The 25,286-nt window shown below is 39.8% G+C and carries 27 protein-coding genes; 7 read left to right on the forward strand and 20 right to left on the reverse strand.

What is annotated here, in order from left to right; translation table 11 throughout:
• A partial coding sequence (locus A6E06_RS10625; RefSeq protein ID WP_176713286.1) for an alcohol dehydrogenase catalytic domain-containing protein occupies positions 1–506 on the reverse strand: 506 nt, incomplete at its 3' end.
• A 190-nt stretch (positions 507–696) separates the two neighbouring features.
• On the opposite strand from A6E06_RS10625, the gene A6E06_RS10630 reads away from it, so the two are divergent.
• Both A6E06_RS10630 and tadA read left to right on the forward strand, forming a co-directional pair.
• Positions 697–1,569 carry a LysR substrate-binding domain-containing protein gene (locus tag A6E06_RS10630; protein WP_065592056.1) on the forward strand — a complete coding sequence of 291 codons (873 nt, stop codon included), beginning with the start codon at positions 697–699 and terminating at the stop codon, positions 1,567–1,569.
• 1 nt (position 1,570) lies between these two features.
• Positions 1,571–2,092: a tRNA adenosine(34) deaminase TadA gene (gene tadA / locus A6E06_RS10635; RefSeq protein WP_065592057.1), complete on the forward strand. Its 522-nt coding sequence runs from the start codon at positions 1,571–1,573 to the stop codon at positions 2,090–2,092.
• An 85-nt stretch (positions 2,093–2,177) separates the two neighbouring features.
• Here tadA and A6E06_RS19970 read toward each other — a convergent pair whose 3' ends face one another.
• On the reverse strand, positions 2,178–2,336 hold the full coding sequence (locus A6E06_RS19970; protein ID WP_176703472.1) for a hypothetical protein: 159 nt from the start codon (positions 2,334–2,336) through the stop codon (positions 2,178–2,180).
• A gap of 152 nt (positions 2,337–2,488) precedes the next feature.
• Positions 2,489–3,973: a membrane-bound lytic murein transglycosylase MltF gene (gene mltF, locus A6E06_RS10640; RefSeq protein WP_065592058.1), complete on the reverse strand. Its 1,485-nt coding sequence runs from the start codon at positions 3,971–3,973 to the stop codon at positions 2,489–2,491.
• A 363-nt stretch (positions 3,974–4,336) separates the two neighbouring features.
• Between mltF and purL the strand changes: the two genes are divergently transcribed.
• From purL to A6E06_RS10660, 4 genes are all read left to right on the forward strand, one after another.
• The gene (gene purL / locus A6E06_RS10645; protein WP_065592059.1) at positions 4,337–8,233 is read left to right on the forward strand and encodes a phosphoribosylformylglycinamidine synthase; all 3,897 of its coding nucleotides are present in this window, start codon (positions 4,337–4,339) and stop codon (positions 8,231–8,233) included.
• Between the two features lie 242 nt (positions 8,234–8,475).
• Positions 8,476–8,985, forward strand: a complete 510-nt coding sequence (locus A6E06_RS10650) for an RNA methyltransferase (protein WP_065592060.1) — start codon at positions 8,476–8,478, stop codon at positions 8,983–8,985.
• Between the two features lie 169 nt (positions 8,986–9,154).
• The gene (locus tag A6E06_RS10655; RefSeq protein WP_065592061.1) at positions 9,155–9,481 is read left to right on the forward strand and encodes a DUF3622 domain-containing protein; all 327 of its coding nucleotides are present in this window, start codon (positions 9,155–9,157) and stop codon (positions 9,479–9,481) included.
• Between the two features lie 77 nt (positions 9,482–9,558).
• Positions 9,559–10,044, forward strand: a complete 486-nt coding sequence (locus A6E06_RS10660) for a GreA/GreB family elongation factor (protein ID WP_065592062.1) — start codon at positions 9,559–9,561, stop codon at positions 10,042–10,044.
• 69 nt (positions 10,045–10,113) lie between these two features.
• On the opposite strand, the gene A6E06_RS10665 is transcribed toward A6E06_RS10660, so the two are convergent.
• Genes A6E06_RS10665 through A6E06_RS10675 form a run of 3 tightly spaced genes read right to left on the reverse strand, consistent with a single transcriptional unit; the run spans position 10,114 to position 12,513 of the window.
• Positions 10,114–11,208: a succinylglutamate desuccinylase/aspartoacylase family protein gene (locus tag A6E06_RS10665; RefSeq protein ID WP_065592063.1), complete on the reverse strand. Its 1,095-nt coding sequence runs from the start codon at positions 11,206–11,208 to the stop codon at positions 10,114–10,116.
• Positions 11,168–12,073, reverse strand: a complete 906-nt coding sequence (gene rimK, locus A6E06_RS10670) for a 30S ribosomal protein S6--L-glutamate ligase (protein ID WP_065592064.1) — start codon at positions 12,071–12,073, stop codon at positions 11,168–11,170. Before rimK ends, A6E06_RS10665 begins: the two co-directional genes overlap by 41 nt.
• Positions 12,073–12,513, reverse strand: coding sequence for an ATP-dependent zinc protease (locus A6E06_RS10675; RefSeq protein WP_065592065.1), 441 nt, complete (start codon positions 12,511–12,513; stop codon positions 12,073–12,075). Before A6E06_RS10675 ends, rimK begins: the two co-directional genes overlap by 1 nt.
• Positions 12,514–13,003: 490 nt before the next feature.
• Here A6E06_RS10675 and A6E06_RS10680 point away from each other — a divergent pair, with 490 nt between their 5' ends.
• On the forward strand, positions 13,004–14,350 hold the full coding sequence (locus A6E06_RS10680; protein WP_065592066.1) for a sodium-dependent transporter: 1,347 nt from the start codon (positions 13,004–13,006) through the stop codon (positions 14,348–14,350).
• Positions 14,351–14,427: 77 nt separating this feature from the next.
• Here A6E06_RS10680 and A6E06_RS10685 read toward each other — a convergent pair whose 3' ends face one another.
• From A6E06_RS10685 to A6E06_RS10750, 14 genes are all read right to left on the reverse strand, one after another.
• Positions 14,428–14,616: a DUF4250 domain-containing protein gene (locus A6E06_RS10685; RefSeq protein ID WP_065592067.1), complete on the reverse strand. Its 189-nt coding sequence runs from the start codon at positions 14,614–14,616 to the stop codon at positions 14,428–14,430.
• Positions 14,616–14,822, reverse strand: coding sequence for a YaeP family protein (locus tag A6E06_RS10690; protein WP_065592068.1), 207 nt, complete (start codon positions 14,820–14,822; stop codon positions 14,616–14,618). The genes A6E06_RS10685 and A6E06_RS10690 overlap by 1 nt, the downstream gene beginning before the upstream one ends.
• Positions 14,823–15,010: 188 nt before the next feature.
• Positions 15,011–15,631 carry an urease accessory protein UreG gene (ureG, locus tag A6E06_RS10695; RefSeq protein WP_065592069.1) on the reverse strand — a complete coding sequence of 207 codons (621 nt, stop codon included), beginning with the start codon at positions 15,629–15,631 and terminating at the stop codon, positions 15,011–15,013.
• A 10-nt stretch (positions 15,632–15,641) separates the two neighbouring features.
• Positions 15,642–16,307: an urease accessory protein UreF gene (locus A6E06_RS10700; protein ID WP_065592070.1), complete on the reverse strand. Its 666-nt coding sequence runs from the start codon at positions 16,305–16,307 to the stop codon at positions 15,642–15,644.
• 11 nt (positions 16,308–16,318) lie between these two features.
• Positions 16,319–16,807 carry an urease accessory protein UreE gene (ureE, locus tag A6E06_RS10705; protein WP_065592071.1) on the reverse strand — a complete coding sequence of 163 codons (489 nt, stop codon included), beginning with the start codon at positions 16,805–16,807 and terminating at the stop codon, positions 16,319–16,321.
• Between the two features lie 65 nt (positions 16,808–16,872).
• Positions 16,873–18,576, reverse strand: coding sequence for an urease subunit alpha (gene ureC, locus A6E06_RS10710; RefSeq protein WP_065592072.1), 1,704 nt, complete (start codon positions 18,574–18,576; stop codon positions 16,873–16,875).
• Entirely contained in the window at positions 18,577–18,936 is a 360-nt protein-coding gene (locus A6E06_RS10715) for an urease subunit beta (protein ID WP_065592073.1), read from the reverse strand.
• Between the two features lie 10 nt (positions 18,937–18,946).
• Positions 18,947–19,249, reverse strand: a complete 303-nt coding sequence (locus A6E06_RS10720; RefSeq protein ID WP_060993604.1) for an urease subunit gamma — start codon at positions 19,247–19,249, stop codon at positions 18,947–18,949.
• A 15-nt stretch (positions 19,250–19,264) separates the two neighbouring features.
• The gene (locus A6E06_RS10725) at positions 19,265–20,128 is read right to left on the reverse strand and encodes an urease accessory protein UreD (RefSeq protein ID WP_065592074.1); all 864 of its coding nucleotides are present in this window, start codon (positions 20,126–20,128) and stop codon (positions 19,265–19,267) included.
• Positions 20,129–20,499: 371 nt separating this feature from the next.
• Complete coding sequence (locus A6E06_RS10730) at positions 20,500–21,087, reverse strand: ATP-binding cassette domain-containing protein (RefSeq protein ID WP_065592075.1); 588 nt, start codon at positions 21,085–21,087, stop codon at positions 20,500–20,502.
• Positions 21,088–21,090: 3 nt separating this feature from the next.
• The gene (locus A6E06_RS10735; RefSeq protein WP_065592076.1) at positions 21,091–21,825 is read right to left on the reverse strand and encodes an ATP-binding cassette domain-containing protein; all 735 of its coding nucleotides are present in this window, start codon (positions 21,823–21,825) and stop codon (positions 21,091–21,093) included.
• Positions 21,826–21,833: 8 nt separating this feature from the next.
• Positions 21,834–22,598, reverse strand: a complete 765-nt coding sequence (locus A6E06_RS10740; RefSeq protein ID WP_065592077.1) for an ABC transporter permease — start codon at positions 22,596–22,598, stop codon at positions 21,834–21,836.
• Positions 22,599–22,616: 18 nt separating this feature from the next.
• Positions 22,617–23,519 carry an ABC transporter permease gene (locus tag A6E06_RS10745; RefSeq protein WP_255312076.1) on the reverse strand — a complete coding sequence of 301 codons (903 nt, stop codon included), beginning with the start codon at positions 23,517–23,519 and terminating at the stop codon, positions 22,617–22,619.
• A 71-nt stretch (positions 23,520–23,590) separates the two neighbouring features.
• A complete protein-coding gene (locus A6E06_RS10750; RefSeq protein WP_255312077.1) occupies positions 23,591–25,207 on the reverse strand; it encodes an ABC transporter substrate-binding protein in 1,617 nt (538 codons plus the stop codon).
• Positions 25,208–25,286: the final 79 nt, after the last annotated feature.

Raw genomic sequence — 25,286 nt, forward strand, 5'->3', positions numbered from 1 at the left:
TCTTTAGATACTTTCGCTAGTGAAATCTCAGGAAGAACTGTGAATTCAGAGAACGTAGAGCAACCCATGTAATGGAAGATAGTTTCACCATTAATAGAGAAACGGCTAGTTCCATCAGGCATAAGGCCTTGGCCTTGAGTTTCACGAACTGCTTGGCAAAGGTTAGTTTTACCAGATTTACAGAATTTACACTCGCCACATTCCGCTGTGTAAAGAGGAATAACGTGGTCGCCAACTTCAACGCTTGTCACGCCTTCGCCGATCATCTCAACAATACCGCCGCCTTCATGCCCTAGGATTGAAGGGAAGATACCTTCTGGATCATCACCAGATAGAGTGAATAAATCAGTGTGACATACGCCAGTAGCAACGATACGAACTAAAACTTCGCCAGCTTTAGGAAGTTGAACATCAACTTCTTCCATTTTAAGAGGTTCGCCAGCAGCCCAAGCTACCATTGCTTTAGATTTAATTGATGTTTGACCTGGTTTAATATCAAGAGCCATTGGATTTTCCTTATTGGGATAATGTAATCGACGACATAAATAAGCGGTTTCATTTTAAGCGTAGTGCTATTTTTTGTTTGTGCTCGTCGTCTTGTTGTATGCCATTATAAGTATTTCTCCTTATTTGATAATACGCTAGAATGGTAAATAATCTTTACGTATACGTAATAATAGTAATGAGGAACACGTTGTGATTGATTGGGAAGGAGTAACTGAATTTGTTGCAGTTGCTGAAGCGCAAAGTTTTACCGGTGCTGCGAGAGCTCTTGAAACATCAGTGGCACAGATCAGTCGTAAAGTAGCCGCTTTAGAGGACCGTTTATCAATAAAATTATTGATCCGAACAACCAGAAAAGTATCGGTTACAGAGGCGGGTCAAACCTACTACCAACATTGTCGTCATTTGGTTGAAGGATTAAAGCAAGCAGATAGAGCAATCACTGAGCTTAACGCAACGCCTCAAGGTCGCTTAAAGATCACTTCGTCAGTGACTTATGGTGAGCAGCTAATCGCGCCACTGCTTAGTGATTTTATGCTGATGTATCCTCAGCTTGAACTTGAACTGGTACTATCAAATCAAACGTTCGATTTAATTGAGCAAGATTTTGATCTAGCGATTCGCTTAGGTCGTTTAACCGATTCAACTATGATGGCAAAACGTCTGTCTAGTCGACAAGTTAGAGTGTGTGCTTCCCCCGGTTATATCGAAAAATATGGAGAGCCACACACCTTATCTGAGCTTTCTCAACATAATTGTTTAATTGGTAGTTTGCCTGTTTGGCGCTTTATTGAGAATAAAAAAGAAAAAAGTGTGAGAGTGAAAGGGTCCGTTCACTGTAATAGTGGCGCAGCACTTACTAATGCAGCTTTAAAGGGGTTAGGTATTGTTCAGTTACCTGATTTCTATGTTCAAGAATCGATGGATAAAGGGGAATTAGTTGAAATCCTTGCTCCTTATCGTGAGCCAAAAGAAGGCATTTGGGCGGTTTATCCAAACAACCGACATCTTTCAACAAAAGTTCGTTTATTGGTTGAGTTCTTGGCAAAAGAGTTAGCAGAATAAAATGACAAATTTAGACGAAAATAAGAACGCGACGTTCTATATGCAAAGAGCGATAGAACTTGCTTCAATTGCAGAAAGTGAAGGTGAAGTTCCTGTTGGTGCCGTTATTGTGCTAGATGGCGAGATAATAGGAGAGGGCTGGAACCGTTCTATTGGGACTCATGATGCTACGGCTCACGCTGAGATGATGGCGATTAAGCAAGCAGGGCAAACCGTTAAGAACTATCGGCTGGTTAACGCCACGTTATATGTCACTCTTGAGCCTTGCCCAATGTGTGCTGGCGCAATCGTACAAAGTCGGATTAAACAGGTTGTTTTTGGTGCGGCGGATTTAAAAACAGGAGCGTCTGGCAGTGTGATAAATTTGTTTACGTCAGCAACAGCGTTTCACTTTGTTGATTGTGAATCAGGAGTAATGGCCGACGAGTGTCGAGAGCAACTGCAAGCTTTTTTTAGACGTAGAAGAAAAGAGATAAAAGAACAACGAAAGTTACAGCGAGAAGAAGAATTGAAAAACCAATAGAATAAATTGGTTGATATGAAAAAGGCAAATTGAACGTTCATTTGCCTTTTTTAATGTGTGTACATAAAGATTAGCGTAGAAATGATTAACGACAAGAGAATGATTCACCTTCATCAAATAGAGACATAGAATACAGTCGCTGGCGATGAAGCACTTTTTTATGGTTGTTTAATAATTTACGTCGACGTTGAGTGCTTCCTTTTAAAGACGTTTGTGATTTAAGTTTTCTTTTATTAGAGATCATAGATCCTCTTTTTAGTGTAATAAATAAAAAATAAGGCTAATTGCTAGCCCTATTTGAAATAATGTTATGAGCGAACTATCTAGCATATTGATTCATTGTTACCGTTATATGAAAGCAATTTACTATTGTTCTACCTCTGTATGATCTCGATATTACTGGTTCGAAACCGCATTACTGATTGCCGGTGTTGCTGAAGATAAAGGGACATCTATTACAGTTAAATCTTCGACGGTAATTTCTTCTTGAATTAACTTGTTTGCCTGTTCTTGTTCGTAACCAATAATACTTTGGTAATAACGACGAATATTCTCAACATAGTTTTGAGCTTCATCACCGCGAGCAAAACCATAACGAAGATATTTGTAATAACGTTTTTGGCGTAATAAAGGTAAGTTATCTTTTACGTCAGTCCATGAGTCAGGGTCACCACCTAAACTTTGTGTTAAACGGCGCGCATCCATCATATGACCAAAACCAATGTTATATGAAGCCAAGGCAAACCAAATTTTTTCGTGTTCTGTAATTGAATCAGGAACACGTTTCACTATACGTCGTAAATATTCAGCCCCGCCGCGAATACTTTGTTCTGGGCTCAAGCGATTTTTAACGCCAACAGATTGAGCTGTTGGAAGCGTTAACATCATCATGCCACGAACCCCTGTCGGTGATTTTGCTAATGGGTTCCAATGCGATTCTTGGTATGACAATGCCGCTAAGAAACGCCAATCAAAGTCACCCGCGTACTTTTTAAATAGGGGTTCCCATTTAGGCAGTTTGCTTTCTAGTGCTCGAATAAAAGCACGAGTGTCAACATAATCAAACGATTCAACATGGCCAAAATACTTTTCTTCTAAAAGGGCCAGTTTGCCACTTTCTTTTAGTTCACCAAAAAATTCAATGACCAGAGCTTGTAAACTATCGTCTTCTGTTTTTTGTAAAAACCAAGCGACAGGCTGATCTTCGGTTAACTCAAAAGCAACCGCTAAATCAGGATGAATTCGTTGAGTTAGCGATAATTCAACAGAATCCGCTAAAGTGTAATGTATTTCGCCATTGGCTACTTTTTTTAATAATTCACTAACGTCAGTATCTGGTTCTGTTTGCCAATCGAGATTTGGGTGCTTCTCTTTTAACTTGATTAATGTTCCTTCAAAGCTCGAGTCTTTTACTATAGTTAAGTTCTCATCAAGATCGGTAAGATTTTTTATATTACGAGGGCGCCAACTGCCTTTTTTATACACGACTTGTTGACTGACATAATAATACACAGGTCCAGGAATAAATTGCTGTAGACGTTCTGGAGTGATGGTCATATTAGCGGCAATGATATCGACTTCATTGCGATTAAGTGCAGGGAATAAACCAGAGTAAGTATACGCAGGTGTAATTTCTAATTTTACTTCTAGTTTTTCAGCAAAGGCTTTTGCTAGATCATAATCAAGCCCTGTAGGACCATCAGAACCAATATAATAAGACAGTTGGTTATTTAAAGTACTGACTCGTAAAATACCGCGTTCTCTTACTTGTTCTAGTTTATTTTTTGGTTCTGATTCTACTTGGCAGCCCGTTAGGGTAAAAGCCAAAGTAAAAACAACCAAGCAAGATGGTAAAAGGCGATAATATCGGATGCGGCTCAAGTCAGAATGCTCTTGTAAATAATTAAGGCGTAGTTATATCAAATGGGAGAAAAAGAGGCAAAAGCACGGTAACAAATTAGAACAATTTTTAGAGATCGAGACAGAATAAATATGATATCGTCTATTTTTCACTCAAAGCCACAAAAAATTAAGCCCATTTGATATTTTTTTAAAAAAAATACGCAAACGGTTGCTTTTGGTGTTACTTCACAAAACAAAATCCTTTATAATGCGCTCGCAATACCAGAGGTAACATCGGCATGGTTACTATGAGTTATCAATATTTAATAGAGTTAATTATTTATAACTACATGAAGCTATACCAATATTACCTTTAATTCATTGCCGAAGAGACCTAAGTACATGAGAATTTTGCGTGGTTCACCTGCTCTATCTGAATTTCGTGTTAATAAGCTGCTTGAGCTTTGTCGCGAGCTAAAATTACCTGTCACTGGTATTTATGCTGAGTTTGCCCACTTTGCAGACGTAACCTCAGATCTTGATGCATCTGAAATTGTAAAGCTAGAAAAACTACTAACTTACGGTCCAACAATTGAAGAACATAAACCAGAAGGTTTATTACTTCTGTCTTCCCCTCGTCCGGGTACTATCTCTCCTTGGTCTTCAAAATCTACTGATATCGCCCATAATTGTGGTTTAGCTAAAATCGCACGTTTAGAGCGTGGTACGGCTTATTACGTAGAAACGTCAGAAACACTTTCTGAACTTCAATTGGTTGAATTAAAAGCCATTCTTCATGATCGTATGATGGAAGTTGTCTTCACTGATTTTGAATCAGCGGCGGCATTATTTACGGTTGCAGAGCCTGCGCCATACGCAGAGGTCGATCTACTTTTAGGTGGTCGTAAAGCGCTAGAAAACGCAAACGTTACCCTAGGTCTTGCATTGGCAGAAGATGAGATTGATTACCTATTAGAAAGCTTTACTGAAAAGCTAGGTCGCAATCCTACTGATATTGAATTAATGATGTTTGCACAAGCGAACTCAGAGCATTGTCGTCACAAAATCTTCAATGCAGATTGGACTATCGATGGGGTTAAGCAAGATAAATCATTATTCAAAATGATCAAAAACACCTTTGAAGTCACTCCTGAAAACGTGCTGTCTGCTTACAAAGATAACGCCGCTGTAATGACGGGTTCTACCGTTGGCCGTTTCTTCCCTGATCCAGAAACGCGTGGTTATGGTTACCATCAAGAGAAAACACACATCTTGATGAAAGTAGAAACGCATAACCACCCAACAGCAATCTCTCCTTGGCCGGGTGCGTCAACAGGTTCTGGCGGTGAAATCCGTGATGAAGGCGCAACAGGTATCGGTGGTAAACCAAAAGCGGGTTTAGTTGGTTTCTCCGTATCTAACTTAAAAATTCCTAATTTTGTTCAACCGTGGGAAACGGATTTTGGTAAGCCAAACCGTATCGTTACTGCGCTTGATATTATGCTTGAAGGCCCTCTAGGCGGCGCGGCATTTAACAATGAATTTGGTCGTCCAAACCTATTAGGTTACTTCCGTACTTATGAAGAAAAAGTAAACTCTCATAATGGTGAAGAAGTACGTGGTTACCACAAGCCAATCATGCTTGCGGGTGGTTTAGGTAATATTCGTGATGATCATGTTCAGAAGAAAGAGATCCCAGTAGGCGCAAGCTTAATCGTACTTGGTGGTCCAGCGATGAACATCGGCCTTGGCGGCGGTGCAGCATCTTCAATGGACTCAGGCTCTTCTTCTGAAGATCTAGATTTCGCTTCAGTACAACGTGAAAACCCAGAAATGGAGCGTCGTTGTCAGGAAGTTATCGACCGTTGTTGGCAGCTTGGTGATGCAAACCCAATCGCATTTATCCACGATGTAGGTGCAGGTGGTATTTCAAACGCATTACCTGAACTTGTTGATGATGGTGAGCGTGGCGGTATCTTTAACTTACGTGATGTACCCAATGATGAGCCGGGCATGAGCCCACTTGAAATTTGGTGTAATGAATCTCAAGAACGCTATGTTATGGCGGTTGCAGATAAAGACTTAGCGACATTTGAAGCGATTTGTAAGCGTGAACGTGCGCCATATGCGGTTGTTGGTAAAGCAACGGAAGAGCGTAACCTTAAGTTAGAAGATTCACATTTCGACAATACACCAATTGATATGCCAATGGACATCCTTCTAGGTAAAACGCCTAAGATGCACCGTGATGCAAAAACGCTAAAAGCGAATAACCCAGCGATTGATCGTTCAGGCATTGAAATGAATGATGCGATTGAGCGTGTTCTTCGTTTACCAACAGTGGCAGAGAAAACATTCTTAATCACGATTGGTGACCGTTCAGTGACTGGTCTTGTGGCTCGTGACCAAATGGTTGGCCCATGGCAGGTTCCTGTTGCTAACTGTGCGGTAACTGCGGCAAGTTATGATACTTACCACGGTGAAGCGATGTCTCTTGGTGAGCGTACACCCGTTGCTCTACTAGACTTTGGTGCATCAGCTCGTTTAGCGGTTGGTGAAGCCATTACCAACATTGCAGCGACAAATATTGGCGATATTAAGAATATTAAATTATCTGCAAACTGGATGTCTCCAGCGGGTCACCCAGGTGAAGATGCGGGTCTTTACGAAGCCGTTAAAGCCGTAGGTGAAGAACTTTGTCCGGCACTTGGTCTTACTATTCCAGTAGGCAAAGATTCAATGTCTATGAAGACTAAGTGGGAAGAGAATGGTGAGCAGAAAGAAGTTACTTCTCCTCTTTCTCTTGTGATTACCGCTTTTGCACGTATTGAAGATATTCGTAAGACAGTGACTCCACAATTACGCACTGACAAAGGTGAAACATCGCTAGTTCTTATTGACCTTGGGAACGGTAAAAACCGTATGGGTGCAACAGCACTAGCGCAAGTTTACAAGCAACTTGGTGATAAACCAGCAGACGTAGACAATGCAGCACAGCTAAAAGGCTTCTACGAAGGCATTCAAACATTAATCGCAAATGATCAAGTCGTGGCTTACCACGATAAAGGCGATGGTGGTTTATTCGTGACGCTTGCTGAAATGGCATTTGCTGGACATTGTGGTGTGAGTGCGAGCATTGAAGCATTAGGCGAAGATACATTAGCTGCATTATTTAACGAAGAGTTAGGTGCGGTAATCCAAGTTCGTAATGACGATTTAGATTCAGTGTTATCAACCTTAGCTGCAAATGAGTTAGGTGAATGTTCACACGTTATTGGTTCTGTTGAAGCGTCTGACGAAGTGGTTATTAAGTCTGGTGAAACCGTTATAGTAGAACGTAACCGTACTGAATTACGTACTATCTGGGCTGAAACTACGCATAAAATGCAAGGTTTACGTGATAATCCTGTATGTGCAGACCAAGAACATGAAGCGAAAAAAGACAACTCAGATCCAGGTCTAAACGTTAGCCTAAGCTTTGATGTAAACGAAGATATTGCCGCGCCTTATATCAACCTAGGTGCTAAACCTAAGATGGCAATTCTACGTGAGCAAGGTGTTAACTCTCACGTTGAAATGGCAGCAGCGTTTGACCGCGCAGGCTTTGAAGCAACAGATATTCACATGAGTGACATCCTTACTGGCTCTGCAGTACTGGAAGAGTACAACGGTCTTGTGGCGTGTGGTGGCTTCTCTTACGGTGACGTACTAGGCGCTGGTGAAGGTTGGGCTAAATCAGTTCTGTTTAATGAAGATGCTCGTAACCAGTTTGAAGGTTTCTTTAAGCGTGAAGATACCTTCTCCCTAGGCGTATGTAATGGCTGTCAAATGTTATCTAACCTACGTGAACTTATCCCTGGTGCAGAATACTGGCCTCGATTCGTGCGCAATGAATCAGAGCGTTTTGAAGCACGCTTTAGCCTAGTTGAAGTGCAGAAATCAGATTCTATTTTCCTTAATGGAATGGAAGGTTCTCGTATGCCAATCGCGGTTTCTCACGGTGAAGGTCGTGTAGAAGTTCGTAATGATGAACATCTAGCAGCGATTGAAAGCTCAGGCACTGTTGCTCTACGTTACGTTGATAATAACGGTAATCAAACGCAGCAATATCCAAATAACCCGAACGGTTCACCAAACGCCATTACCGGGTTAACAACGACGGATGGTCGAGTAACTATCATGATGCCTCACCCAGAGCGTGTTTTCCGTACGGTTGCTAACTCTTGGGCTCCAGAGACGTGGGGCGAGAATGGCGCTTGGATGCGTATGTTCCAAAATGCCCGTAAGAATATTGGCTAATTTAGAGCATATTTTGGTTGAGGCTTATTAAGTGTTAACCAATATCTTTAATTTAATAATCAATTATTTATTATGATTTTTTGAAAATGTGATAAAAATCTGAAAATTGAATTAACAGTCTGTTCTATAATAAATAAAAGAGTTGGGTAAAGACGGCTCTTTTCAAATAAAACCGTTGGAGTTTAGGCTTCAGCGGTTTTTTTGTTAGAATAGCGCTTTAATTTTATCTTTCGGAAAAAACAATGAAAAATACGCACGTCACAATTGGTTTAAGTAACCCTAAAAGCCCTACCAATGTTGGCGCAGTGATGCGTGCTGCTGGTTGTTATCAAGTTGATGATGTTCGTTATACTGGCGAGAGATACGATCGTGCCGTTAAATTTCAAACAGACACAAAGAAAGTAGCGAATAAAATTCCGCTGACCAGCGTAGATTGTTTATTAGATGGACTGCCAGAAGGCATGAAGGTGGTGTGTGTTGAACTTGCTGAGGGAGCAATATCTCTTCCTGAGTTTCAACATCCAGACAAGGCAATTTATGTTTTTGGCCCTGAAGATGGTTCAATTACCCAACAAGTTGCAGATAGAGCAGATTATGTCGTTTATGTTCCAACGGTTGGTTGCATGAATTTAGCAGCTACAGTGAATGTTCTTCTATACGATCGATTAGCAAAATCCGTTGATATTGTGAAAGGTGATGAGTTGATCCGCAGTAGCCGAGACAACCGCAATCATTTAGTTGTAAAAAAATAAGATCAACTTCTCCTTTAAAGCGCTTATAGATTGACATCTTTTTGATGCATTTTTGGCTAGATGTGTTCTAATAGCGGGCATTAAAGGGAATGCAGTTATTGTGCTGCAGTTATAGATGGATTTTTTAGTAATGATCTATCCCTTAACTATCGAATTCTAGGAAATAAAAATGGCAAAATTTGATTACCGTATTGTAGAAAAACGTAACGCTTGGGCTGCTGAAATTACGCGCCAAGTAACTTCTCGCAGAACGGTTGTATCTAAGCGTCAGCTTGGTTTTGAAAGCGAAGCTGAAGCAGTTGAATGGGCTCAAAAAGAGCTTGTTGAATTTGCAAAGACTCAAGCGGTTCGTAATGATCGTAAAGCTGATCAACGTACTGAAAAAGAAGAAATGATCGCTCGTAAGAAAGAGAAGTCAGCAGCACAAAAAGCGGAATATGAAGCCGCTCGTGATGCCGCTAATGAAGAAGACGATTACGATTACGACGAAGAGTAATCTTCTCGAATAATTCGAAATAAAAAAGGCGCTTATTTGAGCGCCTTTTTTTATATTTGATATTATGGATTGTTTTGATGATAGAAAAAGAAGCATTATTAGAATCAATTATCCAAGCGTTGCGTGATGTTCATCAAATGGCGGTTGAAGCAACGCAGCGAGCGATTGATCAAGCGACAGACAAAGAAGCAATAGCACGCAGTAAGTATGAAACCTTTGGTTTAGAGGCGTCTTATCTAGCTCATGGACAGGCATTGCGAGTTGCTGAATGTGAAGCGGATATATTAGCGTATCGAAAGTTACCGCGATTAGAATACACAGAAGACAGTGCGATTAACCAATGTGCTTTAGTGACGGTTGTAAATAAAGATGATGTCGAGAGTGTATTTTTTATAGGCCCATCAGCCGGTGGAGTAAAAGTAACTCATAATAAGATGACATTTTCACTAATAACGCCGTCAGCTCCGCTAGGAAAAGCCATGATAGGGCAACAACTTGGTGATGAATTTGAATTGAATTTAGCGGGTAAGACGCAGCAATACGAAATTATAGACGTGCAGTAATAACAGATAGTTAGATATAAAATAAGAGAGGCGAACCTCTCTTATTTTTAAATTACTTTAATAGAAATACTAAAGTGTAGATGTTGTGATTTGACCGTTAGTTAATTGGTCAGTATCCGCTTCGATAATTTCATCGATATAAGTTTCAACCGTTTGACCCACCATCTCATCATCTTCGGTAAAATAAGCAAGATGGAAAATAGCATCTCCCTCATTAACCAAAGGTAAGGTTTGTTGGCCAATAACAATACCGCCTTTATGAGCGCGTAGTTCGATTTCACTGTGACCTAATGGTGCACTGATATAAGCCAAAACTTGGCCTTTATCAACTTGCTCACCAAGCGTTACAACCGTACGTAAAATACCGTCACTTTCTGCTCGTAACCAACTTGTTGATTTGGCTATGATGGCTTCAGGTAAGCGTTTTCTACTTGCCTTTAACATGCCGATGGCTTGCATTACACGTTGTACGCCAACATAACCCGCATTAATCGCGATAGGCTCAAAGCGTAAAGCTTCACCCGCTTCATACGTTAATACTGGAATATTACATTTTTCAGCTTCACTGCGAAGAGAACCATCTCGAAGAGGCGAATCTACAATCACTGGCGTACCGAATGCGTGTGCAATACGTAACGTTTCAGGATTGCTTAGATCAGCACGAATTTGAGGAAGATTCGTTCTGTGAATAGCACCAGTATGTAAGTCAACAATATAATCACAACGTTGCGCTATTTGGGTGAAAAAAGTATTTGCCATACGAGATGCCAAAGAGCCTTTTTCAGAGCCAGGGAAGCAACGGTTTAAATCACGGCGATCCGGAAGATAGCGTGATTTATGGATGAAACCAAAGACATTAACAATAGGTACTGCAATAAGAGTCCCTTTTAATGTCTTAGGATCAACGTTGTTAATTAACTGTCGAACAATTTCAACACCATTAAGTTCATCACCATGAATGGCAGCATTTACCATCAGGATTGGGCCAGCATGCTGGCCGTTAATGATCTCAACAGGGATCGATAGAGGTGAGTGCGTATAAAGCTTAGCGGCTTCAATCTCAATTACCTTTCTTTCACCAGGTGCAACCGAGTGCGTTAGTATTTCAAACGCTTGATTTTTTTTAGCCTTTGCCACGAGTTTTAGTCCTTTTAGTCGCTGCATTTTTCTCAATAAAATCAATAATTAGGCCGGCAACGTCTTTACCTGTCGCTGCTTCAATGCCTTCTAAGCCCGGAGATGAGTTCACTTCCATTACAAGTGGACCACGATCAGAGCGAAGTAAATCTACACCTGCTACATTTAAGCCCATGATATTTGCTGCAGCGACTGCTGTCTTACGCTCTTCAGGAGTTAATTTTACTAGTGACGCTGAGCCACCACGGTGTAAGTTAGAGCGGAATTCGCCTTCTGCACCTTGACGCTTCATTGCTGCGATCACTTTGCCACCAATAACGAAACAACGGATATCAGCACCGCCAGCTTCTTTGATGAACTCTTGAACCATAATGTTAGCTTTTAAGCCCATGAAAGCTTCAACAACACTTTCTGCTGCTTTTCGTGTTTCTGCAAGAACAACACCGATACCTTGAGTGCCTTCTAAGAGCTTGATCACAACTGGCGCACCGCCAACCATGTCTAATAGGTCTTTAACGTCATCAGGCTTGCTTGCAAAGCCCGTAATCGGCATACCAATACCTTTACGAGAAAGTAATTGCATTGAACGCAGTTTGTCACGAGAACGAGTAATCGCAACTGATTCATTTACAGGGTACACATTCATCATTTCAAATTGGCGTAATACCGCAGTACCATAAAAGGTAACTGATGCGCCAATACGAGGGATGATTGCATCGAAATTAATCAGTTCTTCACCTTTAAAGTGAATTTGAGGCTGCTCTGAATTGATATTCATATAACAACGTAATGCATCAATTACTTTCACTTCATGGCCACGACTTTCTGAAGCTTCGATTAAACGGCGAGTAGAGTAAAGGTCTTGGTTACGCGATAAAATACCGATTTTCATTATACATTTTCCTCAAAATCAACTAGGTAAGACGACGATGGATCAACAACAATGCGATCTTGCATTGATGATCTGCCAAGTAACATACGAAACACCATTGTTTCTCTGTTACTTAATGTTATTTCAGCTGGCCACTCTTGGCCTGATAAACGGATCATTGTTTTGATGACATAACGCATCTCTTCTTGACCACTTGAACTTTTTACTGAGCGGCGATCAACGATAGGTGCTTCACAAATTTGCACGAAATCGTTATTACGCTTTTCTGGATGAATCCAGAAACGGACCCAGTCTTCACCATCCTTTGTGAAGGGCTCTACTTTAAATGCATGTAAACAAGAAGTTTGGGCGCCAGTATCAACTTTTGCCTTAATTAATTTAATACCAAGTTCTGGAAGGCTAAGTGATTCGCGCCATCCGACTATGATTTTATCTGTCATTAATTTGTCTCAAATAGAAAAAATCCACAATTAAGTATAGTAAATACTTTGCGGATATCTAACCCATTTGGCTACCATCTAATTGTCTGAGTATATTACTCAGTAGTCTGGAGTTTGGTGGAGTATATAGAGAGGTGTTATAGGATGTGTACACCGTGACTCAATGAGGGCGAATTTATCAGTAGTTTTTAATTTCGTCAAATAAAAAATAGATTATAATTTTGACGATTTTTAATTAGTTTTTCTAATGGGTATGTATGTTAACGAGTTATGACTACTTATGTATTTTGTTTAAAAAAAGAACACGGTGATAATCATTATTTTGATAATAAATGAATGAATATAATATTGTCGAATCCTTTTAATGTAGAGATAGCTGCTAAGTACTTATTAATTCATAAAATAAATGAATTAATTAGGAATTTATAACTGGTGTTTAATAATGAGTGAAGTTACTATATGTACATTGTACTAGTGTGGTGATACAAGAATGGCCAATAACAGAGAAAGTTTTAGTTCACGTATAGGATTCATATTGGCAGCAGCAGGTGCGGCTGTTGGATTAGGAAATATTTGGGGATTCCCAACACAAGCCGCTAGTAACGGTGGTGGGGCTTTCTTATTGGTTTATCTTGTCATGATACTGGTGGTAGCTTTTCCAATGCTGGTTGTTGAAATGGCGATTGGTCGTCATGGACAGGCGAACCCAGTTGATAGTATGCGTTCACTAACATCAAACCCATTAGGCAAACGTATTGGTGCTTTTGTTGGTTGGATAGGCTTGAGTGTTCCTAGTGTTGTTTTAATGTTTTATAGCATTGTGGGTGGCTGGTTAATCTGTTTTTTACTTGGTGCTATGGCGAATGTTATTGGATTACACGATGTTGCAGAATGGTTTAAAGGTTTTAGTATTGAGCGTAATTTATTAGGCACAATATTCTTTTATGTATTAACTATTCTAATCGTACAGGGTGGAATTAAAGACGGTATTGAGAAATGGTCAACGCGTTTAATGCCTGCTTTATTTGTTTTATTTGGCCTATTGTTTGTTTATATCATGATGCAACAAGGTGCCGTTGAAGGATTAAAGCACTACCTTATTCCTGATTTTGAAAAAGTAATGGACAAAAAATTGATCCTAGCAGCCATGGGACAAGGCTTTTTCTCTTTGACTATTGGTGGTTGTTCAATGCTGATTTATGGTTCTTATTTAAGTAAAAAAGAGAACCTACCAAAGATGGCAATGAACGTAACTTTAGTCGATACGGCTGTCGCATTTATTGCTGGATTAGTGGTAATGCCTGCAATGTTCGTTGCGATGGAAAAGGGCGTTCAAATTTATGCAGAAGATGGTTCACTGATTAGCTCTGACACTTTGGTATTCACCGTATTGCCAATGATGTTTGATAGTTTGGGCTTATTTGGTGACTTGTTCGCAATTGTATTCTTTTTATTATTAACGATTGCTGCATTAACCTCTTCAATTTCAATGCTTGAGTGTTCAGTTTCTTTAGTGAGCGAGCGATTTAAAACTAAAAGGACGCCAACAAGTTGGGTGCTAGGTGCCTTGATTGCTGTTTTCAGTGTGATAATCGTATTTAATTTTGGTGAGTTATTTGGTTTGGTTGCCATGATTGCGACTCAATACTTGCAACCTGTTGCGGCATTATTGTTCTGTGTATTTGGCGGTTGGGTATGGAGCCGTCATTCTAAAATTAAAGAACTTGAGCAAGGTTATCCAGAATTTCAACAAGGGTTCTTTGGTAAGGTTTGGCCTCTGTATGTGAAGTTTGTGTGTCCTATTTTAGTTATTACGGTTCTTTGGGCATCGTTCTAACATTCTCATCGTAAATACAAGGGCAGGACAATAATGATATTGTCCTGCCCTTTTTTATTTTTTAAGTAATCAGATAGTTATCTAAATTGTTTAGCATCGACTAAGTAATCAAAACCGGCATTAGCCAGTTTTGTGATTAGAGTTTCTTTATCTAATTCATAGAATTTTACATAGCTATCTAGATCACCAAATTCATCGCGGATCTTCATGTTAACGATGCTCATGAGCATAACAGGATCCATTGAAGCCATCTTTTCAGGTGTCATTACTCATCCTCAAAATCAGAAATTAATAAGTTTGCAGCGGCAAATGCGGCTCTTTCACGAGTTTCTTTTGGAAGGGCTTCGTCTGCTGCAATATCGTTTAATGATTTAACGGCACACGTAATCGCTTGAGGGATATAACCTTGATCACCACTGCCAATAAGTGAATAAAGTTCACGAACCATGTCACAACAATCATATACTTTCATAATATTTTCCATCTTAAAATGATAACTATTGTGAAGTTTACACTGAGCTATTTTGATTACCAATCATCAAATGTTTTAAATGACTAATTCATTGATTTAGATAAAACAAAGCCTCGATACACACGGTTATGGTGTGTATCGAGGCTTTAAGTTATCGAGGAGAACGTTATTTATGTTAACGAGGATTATTAATTTTCGTTTAACATACCGCGTTCAATAATGAATTCAACGATCTTTTCTAAGCCAACGCTTTTTTTCAAGTTAGCAAATACGTATGGTCGAGTTGGGCGCATACGAGCGGTGTCGGATTCCATCACTTCAAGAGAAGCACCAACATACGGGGCTAAGTCGATTTTGTTGATGATCAATAGATCTGACTTAGTAATGCCAGGTCCGCCTTTACGTGGTATTTTTTCACCTTCAGCAACGTCAATGACATAGATAGTTAAATCTGCTAATTCAGGGCTGAATGTAGCACTTAGGTTGTCACCGCCGCTTTCAATAAAAACAATATCTAGATTTTTATGACGTTGTGCTAATTCTTCAACGGCAGCTAAGTTCATTGATGCGTCTTCACGAATAGCAGTGTGAGGGCAACCGCCAGTTTCAACACCAATGATTCTGTCTGCTGCTAATGCTTCTGCTTGAGTTAGGATTTTTGCATCTTCTTGCGTGTAAATATCATTGGTTACTACTGCAATTTGGTACGTATCACGCAGTGTTTTACACAGGATTTCTAATAGTGCTGTTTTACCTGAGCCAACAGGGCCGCCAACACCAATACGTAAAGGTTGTTTGTAATCTTGCATTTACTTACTCTTATGATCTAAATAGTCGAGTGTATTGGCTCTCGTGTCGAGAGCTTGCCAATACTTGCGCTGGAGTGAAGCTACCAATGAGGTGTTCAGGCCAGTGCTCTGATTTATCTACTGCTTCTAAGATAACGTCTGCCATTTCTAACAGCAGTTGTTGTCCTGCACTTTGTCCTAGTGGAACCAGTTTTATGCCAACAATCGTGGCATTTTCAAGCCATCCCCAAGCATAGGCGACAGCTAACTTTCTTTCAGATAGTTGCCAGTGATTCGCTGCGAGTGCAAAAGCGGCAATTTGGGTTTGTTTTACCATTGGTTGGGTGGTTGAATTTAATTCAATACCTAATTTTGGTAATAACATTGAGAAAGCTAAGCCTTTCTGTCTTTCTTCAAGTCGTAATTCTTTTGTCTCACGATTGGCGATAACAAAATCACACCATTCTTGAGCTTCTTGCCATTGTTCATTTTTGAACAACTGGGTTACTTTCGCTAAAACTGGCAGCTCTAATGTAGCGATACTGTCCATTAATTGATTGCTTAACCAATGTTTTAACTCGGTAACGTTACTAACCCAACCTTTTTCAATCGCCCATTCTAATCCTTGTGAATAGGTGAAAGATCCTACCGGTAAAGAGGGGCTAATTAATTGATAGAGTCGTAGATCCTCTAACACTATGGCCTCGCTTAATGGTGATGACCATCGTATGAGCCAGCACTTGAACCACCATAGGCTCCTGGTTCAGGTTGATATTTGGCTTGTTCTACTTTTACGTTTAACCCTAAACGTTGCACCATGTCATCAAGTACATGATCGTGAAGATAACGACACCACCCAGCTTCAACTTGAAGGGGGACGTGGCGGTTGCCTAAGTGGTAGCACGCTTTTGCTAGTAATAATAAATCATCACTATAAACGGTTGATACCGTTTCTGCTGCTGCGGTAATGATGGCTTGAATGCCATCATCACTTTCTACTATGTCATGCTCTTTTAGTACGGTTCCGCGTGGTAAAAATAAACCCGCATCAGTACCATCACTAAGGGTTACTTTTAAACGACTTTTTGTACGTTCTAACATAGTTAAACATAACGTTAGTTCGACGGCGTTGTGTGAATGAACTTCGCCATGATGGTGGTCATGGTGGTGATGAACAAGGTGAGTAAATTTAATCATGATTATTCACTGTAAAAAGTGCCTCACCAGAAATAAGTACACTGGTAAGGCTAGGTTTAAGTTATTTAAAATAAGAAATAACGTTGTGCCATTGGTAACTCTGTTGCTGGCTCGCAAACAAGAGGGATCCCGTCAGCTTTTACGATGTAAGTTTGGCTGTCTAATTCAATGTGCGGTGTGTAGCTATTATGAATCATCGATTTTTTCGAGATGTTACGACAACCTTTCACTTCACCAATTTGGCTTTGTAAATTCAGTCGCTCAGGTACGCCTGCTTTAATGCCTGCTTGCGACATAAAGATCATTGATGTTTTGTATTTCGCTTTTCCATAACACGCGAACATTGGGCGATAATGAACAGGTTGTGGCGTTGGTATAGCGGCATTGATGTCGCCCATCGGAGCGTAAGCCACTAAACCACTTTTCATAACAAGCGCAGGTTTTACACCAAAGAACGCAGGGTTCCAAACGACTAAATCGGCTAATTTACCGACTTCAACAGAGCCTACTTCATGCGAAATACCATGAGCAATCGCTGGATTGATGGTGTATTTAGCAACATAGCGTTTGATGCGATTGTTATCACTTTCTTCTGTGTCACCTTCTAAGATCCCACGTTGAAGCTTCATTTTATTAGCGCACTGCCAAGTACGAATAATCACTTCACCCACACGGCCCATTGCTTGTGAATCAGATGACATCACAGAGATAGCACCAAGATCATGAAGAATGTCTTCTGCTGCAATCGTTTCACGACGAATACGTGATTCAGCAAAAGCCACGTCTTCAGGAATAGAAGGATCTAAGTGGTGGCATACCATTAACATATCTAAATGCTCATCTACGGTATTGATCGTATATGGCATCGTTGGGTTGGTTGATGCAGGCAGAATGTTTGGTTCACCTACCGATTTTATAACGTCTGGTGCGTGACCGCCGCCAGCGCCTTCGGTGTGAAATACGTGAATAACACGATCACCAATGGCTTTAACGGTTTCTTCGTAAAAACCGCCTTCGTTTAACGTATCTGAATGGATGGCTACTTGGATATCCATTTCATCAGCCACATTTAAACAGTTATGAATCGCGGCAGGAGTCGCGCCCCAGTCTTCATGAATTTTTAACCCAATAGCACCCGCTTCAATTTGTTCACGCAAAGCATCGGGTTTACTTACACAGCCCTTGCCGAATAAGCCAACATTGATAGGTAAATCATCCACCGCTTCTAGCATGCGATGCATATTCCAAATGCCAGGTGTTACAGTGGTTGCATTTGTACCAGCTACTGGGCCTGTACCACCACCGATGAAGGTAGTGACGCCAGAGGTTAAGCCTTCTTCTGCTTGTTGAGGGCAGATAAAGTGAATATGAGTATCGACACCGCCAGCAGTAATAATTTTACCTTCACCAGCAACGACTTCTGTCGCAGGACCAACGACGATATCCACATTGGGTTGAACATCAGGGTTACCTGCTTTACCAATCCCAAAGATACGACCGTCTTTAATGCCAATGTCTGCTTTTACAATACCCCAATGATCGAGAATTAAGGCGTTAGTAATAACGACATCAACACATTCGCTATTAACCACTTGGCTTTGACCCATGCCATCACGGATCACTTTACCGCCACCGAATTTTATTTCTTCGCCGTAGGTCGTAAAATCATTTTCTATTTCTAAAAACAGCTCAGTATCGGCCAAACGAACGCGGTCACCGGTCGTTGGTCCAAACATGTTGGCATAAGCAGTACGAGAGATATGGGCCATTTAATTTGCCTCTTTTTCGTCAGTAGAGTTATCAGTGCTGATCATGTCGTCAATCTTGCCCATGACGGAACCTTGGAAACCGTATATTTCTCGTTTACCGGCAAATTCGACGAGCTCAATAGTGCGACGTTGGCCCGGCTCAAAACGAATAGCCATACCCGCAGGAATGTTTAAACGAAAGCCTTTGGTTGGTTCTCTATCAAATTTTAGAGCCTCATTCACTTCGTAGAAATGATAATGAGAACCTACCTGAATAGGACGGTCACCATAATTTGCGACAGATAAGTTATATGTCTTACGGCCCACATTTAATTCAATTTGACCAAGAGCGTCATTTACTCTTATTTCTCCAGGGATCATCCTTAATTCCTTAAACGATAGGATCGTGAATTGATACTAACTTGGTGCCGTCGGGGAATGTACATTCAACCTGAACATCTGGGATCATTTCAGGAATACCTTCCATAACATCATCAGCCGTTAAAATGGTGCGGCCGTAGTTCATTAAATCAGCCACGGTTCGTCCATCACGAGCCCCTTCCATTATTTCAAAACAAATTAAGGCGATGGCTTCAGGGTAATTCAGTTTTAATCCACGCGCTTTACGTCTTTCAGCAATCATGCCCGCAGAAGCAAGCAGCAGTTTGTCTTTTTCTCTTGGTGTTAATTCCATTACTATTCCAACTAATTATGTTGCCCAGATGCGTGGGACTTCGGGTAATGTTCCTAACCAATGTTGGCGAGTGTGTTGCCATAGCGTACTAAAACACGCCATCATGGGTTCTGTTTGATAACCTAAATAACGGATAACCAATAAGCCATCAATGTGAGTAATTCCACAAATAGGATCGCTATTGCCAAATAACCCAGTTTGTTCATGGAAATATTCATTAATCAGTGTTCTTAATTTATCTTCTAATGTTTCAGAAGCAGGGTAGATATAAAGGTTGCCAAGCATTGGGTAATCGCGCATTCCCGCGGCGTGCTTTATCTCATTGATTGAGTCGATATACATAGATTCAGAAAGCAATAGTTTGCCTTCGACTTGAATGTTGATTCGACCCGTAACCATGCCTTTTTCAAACGTCTCATTAAGTACAGGACGCCCAAAGCAATTCATTTCCCAGCCAATAAAATGCGAGTTTTTATGTAACGCGACTTGCGTATTTAAATGAGCTTGGCAGTTAGGGAAAAAAATATTTTCTTGGGGAAGCCATTCTAAGAAGCCGCTATCATCAACATTTAAGCGTTGCGTTTGAGTTGAAGTCGCCCCTGAGCTGCGATAAAACTTGGTTGCGCCAGGAGTTGTTATTAATGAATGCGCTTTTGGTGCAACGTGAATATTAATATTGAGTTGGTCGCCACCGACGACACCACCTGGAGGGTGAAGTAGATAAGTATGTGCAATGCCGATTTCTGGATAAAAAGGACGCTGAACCATGAGTGGGCCAACTTGTTCACGATGAACTAGCTTGGTATTTGAACCTCTTTTTTCATAGAAAAGAGATATGTCTGCTAACCAACCTGACGCTGATGTATTTATTTCAGGCATAATTAATCCTGCCAATATGGCATATTTTCTTAAAAAGAAATAATGAAAACAAATAGCAAACACCTCTAGTTTACACACTAGAGAAATAGGTATTTTAAATAAACTGTAATGGCTTAAATCTAAGCATGTGGGTGAATTCACCTCCCCAGCGTTACAGTAAAATTAATTTATTTTATGTGTACATGAATATGTAAAAATAGATTAATTTTAGATAAGGTTTTTAACGGTTTACGATCTGGATAGTAATCTTATATTTTAAAATTGGCAATAAAAAAGTAGTCAAAAAATAGAACTTTTTAATGGTTTTTTTATTGTTAAATATAAGTGGAAAAGAGATGTGATTATTTTGTAAATTCATTTAAATAAAGCGTTTATCTTAAGGTTATTATTTTTTCACAAATGGACTCGAGTAGGGCTTTTTCATGTGAAATGATTAAAAGACCAATATTTCTTTCTTTGCTTAATTTAAGCAGTTGAGCCCAAATAGATTGTTGTGTTATTGGGTCTAATTGGGCTGTTATTTCATCGCATAATAAATATTGAGTGGTGGGTAAAAGAGCTCGTAGTAAAGCAAGGCGTTGCAACTGCCCACCTGAAAGTTCTTTTGGGTAGCGCGGTAGCCACTCTTCTTTGAGATTAAAATTATGCAATAAGGGGATAAAATCTTGTTCACGAAAACTCTCTTTTAATGATTTTAACACTGTCCATTTAGGGTTAAATGAGAGTTCGGGATGCTGTCCTATCCACTGTACAGGGTTGGCTTTTTTATTATCATAGCTTGGTGTGCAGACATGACCAGAAGATGGAAATATAAAACCTGAAAGTAACATTGCAACCGTTGATTTACCTGAACCACTGACCCCATTCAAGCCTAAAATCTCACCTTGTTCTAGTCTAATATTAGGTAAAGATAGTCGTTCTTTTTGATAGCGAACCGTAGCATCAGTTAAATAAATCATATTTTAATTCCAGTGTTTAGGTAATGCGTGCCATAGGGCTTGGCTGTATGCGTTACTGTTGCCTTGTTTGATTTTTTCAGGTGTTGTGTATTCAATGGAGGAGATGTGGTCTCCATCATCTGTATTTTTTAAAACAATTATTTTATCCGCTATATCAAGAATATGTTTTATATCATGACTGACGATAATCACGACTTTGTTCTCTTTATGGGCGAGATATTTATAGTGTTGAAACAACGGTTCTAAGTATTCTTCATTGATACCACAACCGGGTTCATCAGCAATTATTACGTCTGGTTGTTGAATAAAAGCCAATGCAGATAGGGCTCGCTTAGCCATCCCTCCAGAGAGTTGATAAGGGTATAATTTAGCCACTGAAAGAGGTAACTGAGCCAAAATAAGCGCATTATGAATCGCCGTGTTATTTTTGCGTTGGTACCATTTTCTCTTTGGTTCAAATTGCGCTAACTGAGTGCCTATCTTTGCGGTAGGGTTTAACGCATTGATACTTTGTGGCACTAATGCAAGACGTGCTGTTGGTTGAATTATAATCTCTCCGGTAACCGTAAAGTCAGGGGGGATTGAATTCATAATGACATTAATTAATGCACTTTTTCCGCAGCCACTGGCTCCGATGATAGCTAAAACTTCTCTCTTATTAATAGACAAAGAAAGGTTTGAGAATAAAGGGGCAGAATGACGGTTTTGTTTTATCGTTAACGACATAATCTGGATCATTGCTATTTTTACCTTCTCACTCTGGTGCCAATCAGCATCAATAATAATGAACTGGTGACTAAAACTATTCCTGGAAATAAAGCGAGCCACCACTGCCCGCTGAGTAAATATTGACTGGCTTCAGAGAGCATTCCGCCCATTGATGGCGTTGAAGGTTCAATTCCAAATCCTAAAAATGTTAATCCAGCGCCATGAACTAAGGCTTGAGGATAGAGAATAATCATCCCTGTCAGGATCTGAGGGAGTAGATGAGGTGTCAAATGTGTTACATAGCAGCGCAATGTAGAGTGACCAAAAGCCAATGAATGCAGCACATAAGGCTTATGTCGTAACTGTTCTATTTCAACTTTGAGTAAACGAGTTAATTTAGGCCAGTGACTGAAAGTGATGGCGATTACTAACCCTTCAAACCCACCACCAGCCAAAATGGATAGCACTATCATCACCAAAATATGTGGTAACGCGCTCCAAACATCAATAAGCGTATTTATGAGATAACTGCATGCTGAATTTACGTTTCCAATTAACGCTAAACACGTAGAAAGTAATGTGCAACATAATGAGGCGAGTCCCCCCATGGCAAGGCTGAATAAAAGTGCTTTTAATGTTCGACTAAATACATCTCTGCCTAACCAATCGGTGCCGAACCAATAATCAGAATTAGGCATGATGTTTTTATTAAATAAATCAATTGTTTCGCCATTCTTTTGCCAAGATATAGAGAGAAGCAATAAAAAACAAAACAAGATTAAAGGAAGGTGCTTTTTCAGCATGATACATAGTCTTTAAGATTAAAATGAAGTCGATAAGGAGAGGCGTTTGCTGAGTAATGACGCTAAAGCATTACCAACAAATACGAAAATAGCACAACAAAATGTGATCCCAAGAAGTAGTGGAGTATCTCCACTTAACCCTGCTTTAACGAGTGTTTGTCCGATACCAGGGAAATTAAAAACAGTTTCGATAATCACAGATCCACTGAGTAATTCAGAGAACCCTGCCAATTGAATTACGAGTGCTGGGATCATGGTATTTCTTAATAAATGATACCGTACAATAGAGAATGTTGATTGGCCATGAAGGCGTGCATATTGAACATGTTGGCTATGGCAGACTGCAATTACTTTCTCTTTAGTATGTAAGATAATAGGGGCCATTAAACTGAAGCATAATGTAATTAAAGGCAGTGTAAAGTAAGGTATTTTTTCATAAATAGATAAGTTTTCTGGAGCAACACCTAAAGGGGCGATACCACCAATAGGAAACCAGACTAATTTGATAGAAAAAATAGTGATGAGTAATAACCCAACCCAAAAGTTAGGAATTGCATTCATCATTAAGGTAATATGAGAGAATATTTTGCTCCACTTTTTATTTGGAAATAAGCCAAGAATCAAACCTAAGGTATAACCAAAAATAAGAGAGAAGGCACTTGCACTCATCATCAGTATTATTGAATATCGACTGCGTTGCCAAATGATGTCACTAACGGGCTCTTGATAATGATAAGAGTAACCAAGGTTGCCGGAAAATAGAGAATGAACAAAACCTATCATGCGATCTAATGCGGTTTGGTTTAATCCTAATTGCTCGATAAGTTGTGTTTTTCTCTCACCAAATACTGCTAATGCATTACCATCAAAATACGCACTTATTGGGTCAATAGGAGATAACGTCAATAGCAGCGTTATCATGATGAGCGCTAAGCACAACTGAAGTACAAGTCGAGTTAAACTTATGAATAAGGTATTGGAGTGATGGGTATTTATCGACACTTCCAACGCCACTCTTCAATGTTTGCGGTTAATGGCCAGCCATGATCATGAGGCTCTGTAATTGGTTTTCCTAAATCTAAACAGTTTTTCGCCATATACAGATGTTGGATGTTGACTAACCATGTCCATGGACGATCTTGTTGTATTTGTTTTTGTGCTTGTTGCCAAAAAGGTATGGAGTCTTTCCAAGATGCGGCTTTAAGCGCATTATCAATTGCAATATCGACGGTCTTGTTTTTATAACCACCAGAATTATAAAAATCAGTGTGGGCGTAACGTGAATGATAAACGTAACTTACTTCACTTGCAGAGTGACTACCAAATCCCATAAGTACTGGAGTTGTTGTCATCTGCAAAGCAATCGCATTCCACTCAAGGCCTTTGACATCGACATTAATACCGACTTGTGCCGCCATTGCACTAATAGTAAGTGCAAGTTGTTCTCTAACACTGTCACCTGCTTTATAGAGTAGAGTAAACGAGGCTTCATGATTTTGTTTATCTATGATCCCGTTATTATCACTGTCTGCCCATCCTGCGTTTTTTAATAATCTATTCGCATGAATTAGATTGGTTTTTAATGGCGTAATGCCTGTCGTTTCTAATCCCCAAGGCATATTGTCAGCGATAGAGTAGGCAGGAGTTGCATAGCCATCAAGTAACTTATCTACAATTAACTGTTTATCAATTAAGTAATCAAATACTTCACGAATCACCGGATCTGAGGTGACATAGGTCGTATTAATGCCTTGTTGATAAGTCATTGGCCAAACAATACCGCGATTATCTAAAGTGGGTACTGACCATAATTTATAACCTTCAATTTTTTGACTAGCGTAACGTTGTGGAACGACACTTAAATGAAGTTGTTGTGTTTTTAATTGAATAAACCGCGATTCTTCACTGCCAAAAACGGCGATGATATTACGAAATTTAGGGGCTTTATCATAATAAAGTGGATTTAAGCTCATGCTTACGTATTGGTTTTTTTTCCACTTAGTTAAGACGTAAGGACCAGAACCAATAGGCTGTTCACCATAACGAATACCATGGTTATCCTGTGGTTTATATCGATGTTTTGGAACGATACCAATAGAAGATAAACGATCTAAGAAAGTGATATCACTATGGGTTAAATGAAAAGCCACAGAGTAAGGCGTTAAAGGTTCAGCCATTTTTAATGCACTTAGATCATGGGTGCTACTTTGGGCTAAAATTTGATTGTAAGTAAAGGCGACATCATCTGCCGTTAGTGGTTTACCATCACTAAATTGGACATCTTGTCTTAGGGTGATAATCCAAGTTAGCTTGTTATTTGTTAAGCGCCATTTTGTCGCTAAATCGCCAATAAAATTTAAGCTTTTATCTCTTTTTAATAACGTCGATTGAAATAGTGGACTTCCGTATTTTCCCCAACCTAAAATAGGGTCAAATCCTGTCATTGGCTCACTTCCCAATGCAACCTTGAGAGTGTCAGGTCGTTTGTTTTGATGTGCAGATGCTTGTGGGACAAAAGAAGTCATAAAGATTAGTAAGGTAATAATTACAAAACGAACAGGTATTAAGGGCATTTCAAATTTTTTTATTAATGTAAATAATGAATTCACAACATTTTCCAATATAAAGAAAGTGAGCACTGGTAAATGAAAGAACGCATTTACGATCTGCATTAGAAATTAAGTCATG

The sequence above is a fragment of the Aliivibrio sp. 1S175 genome, from assembly GCF_001690985.1.
Lineage (GTDB): Bacteria > Pseudomonadota > Gammaproteobacteria > Enterobacterales > Vibrionaceae > Aliivibrio.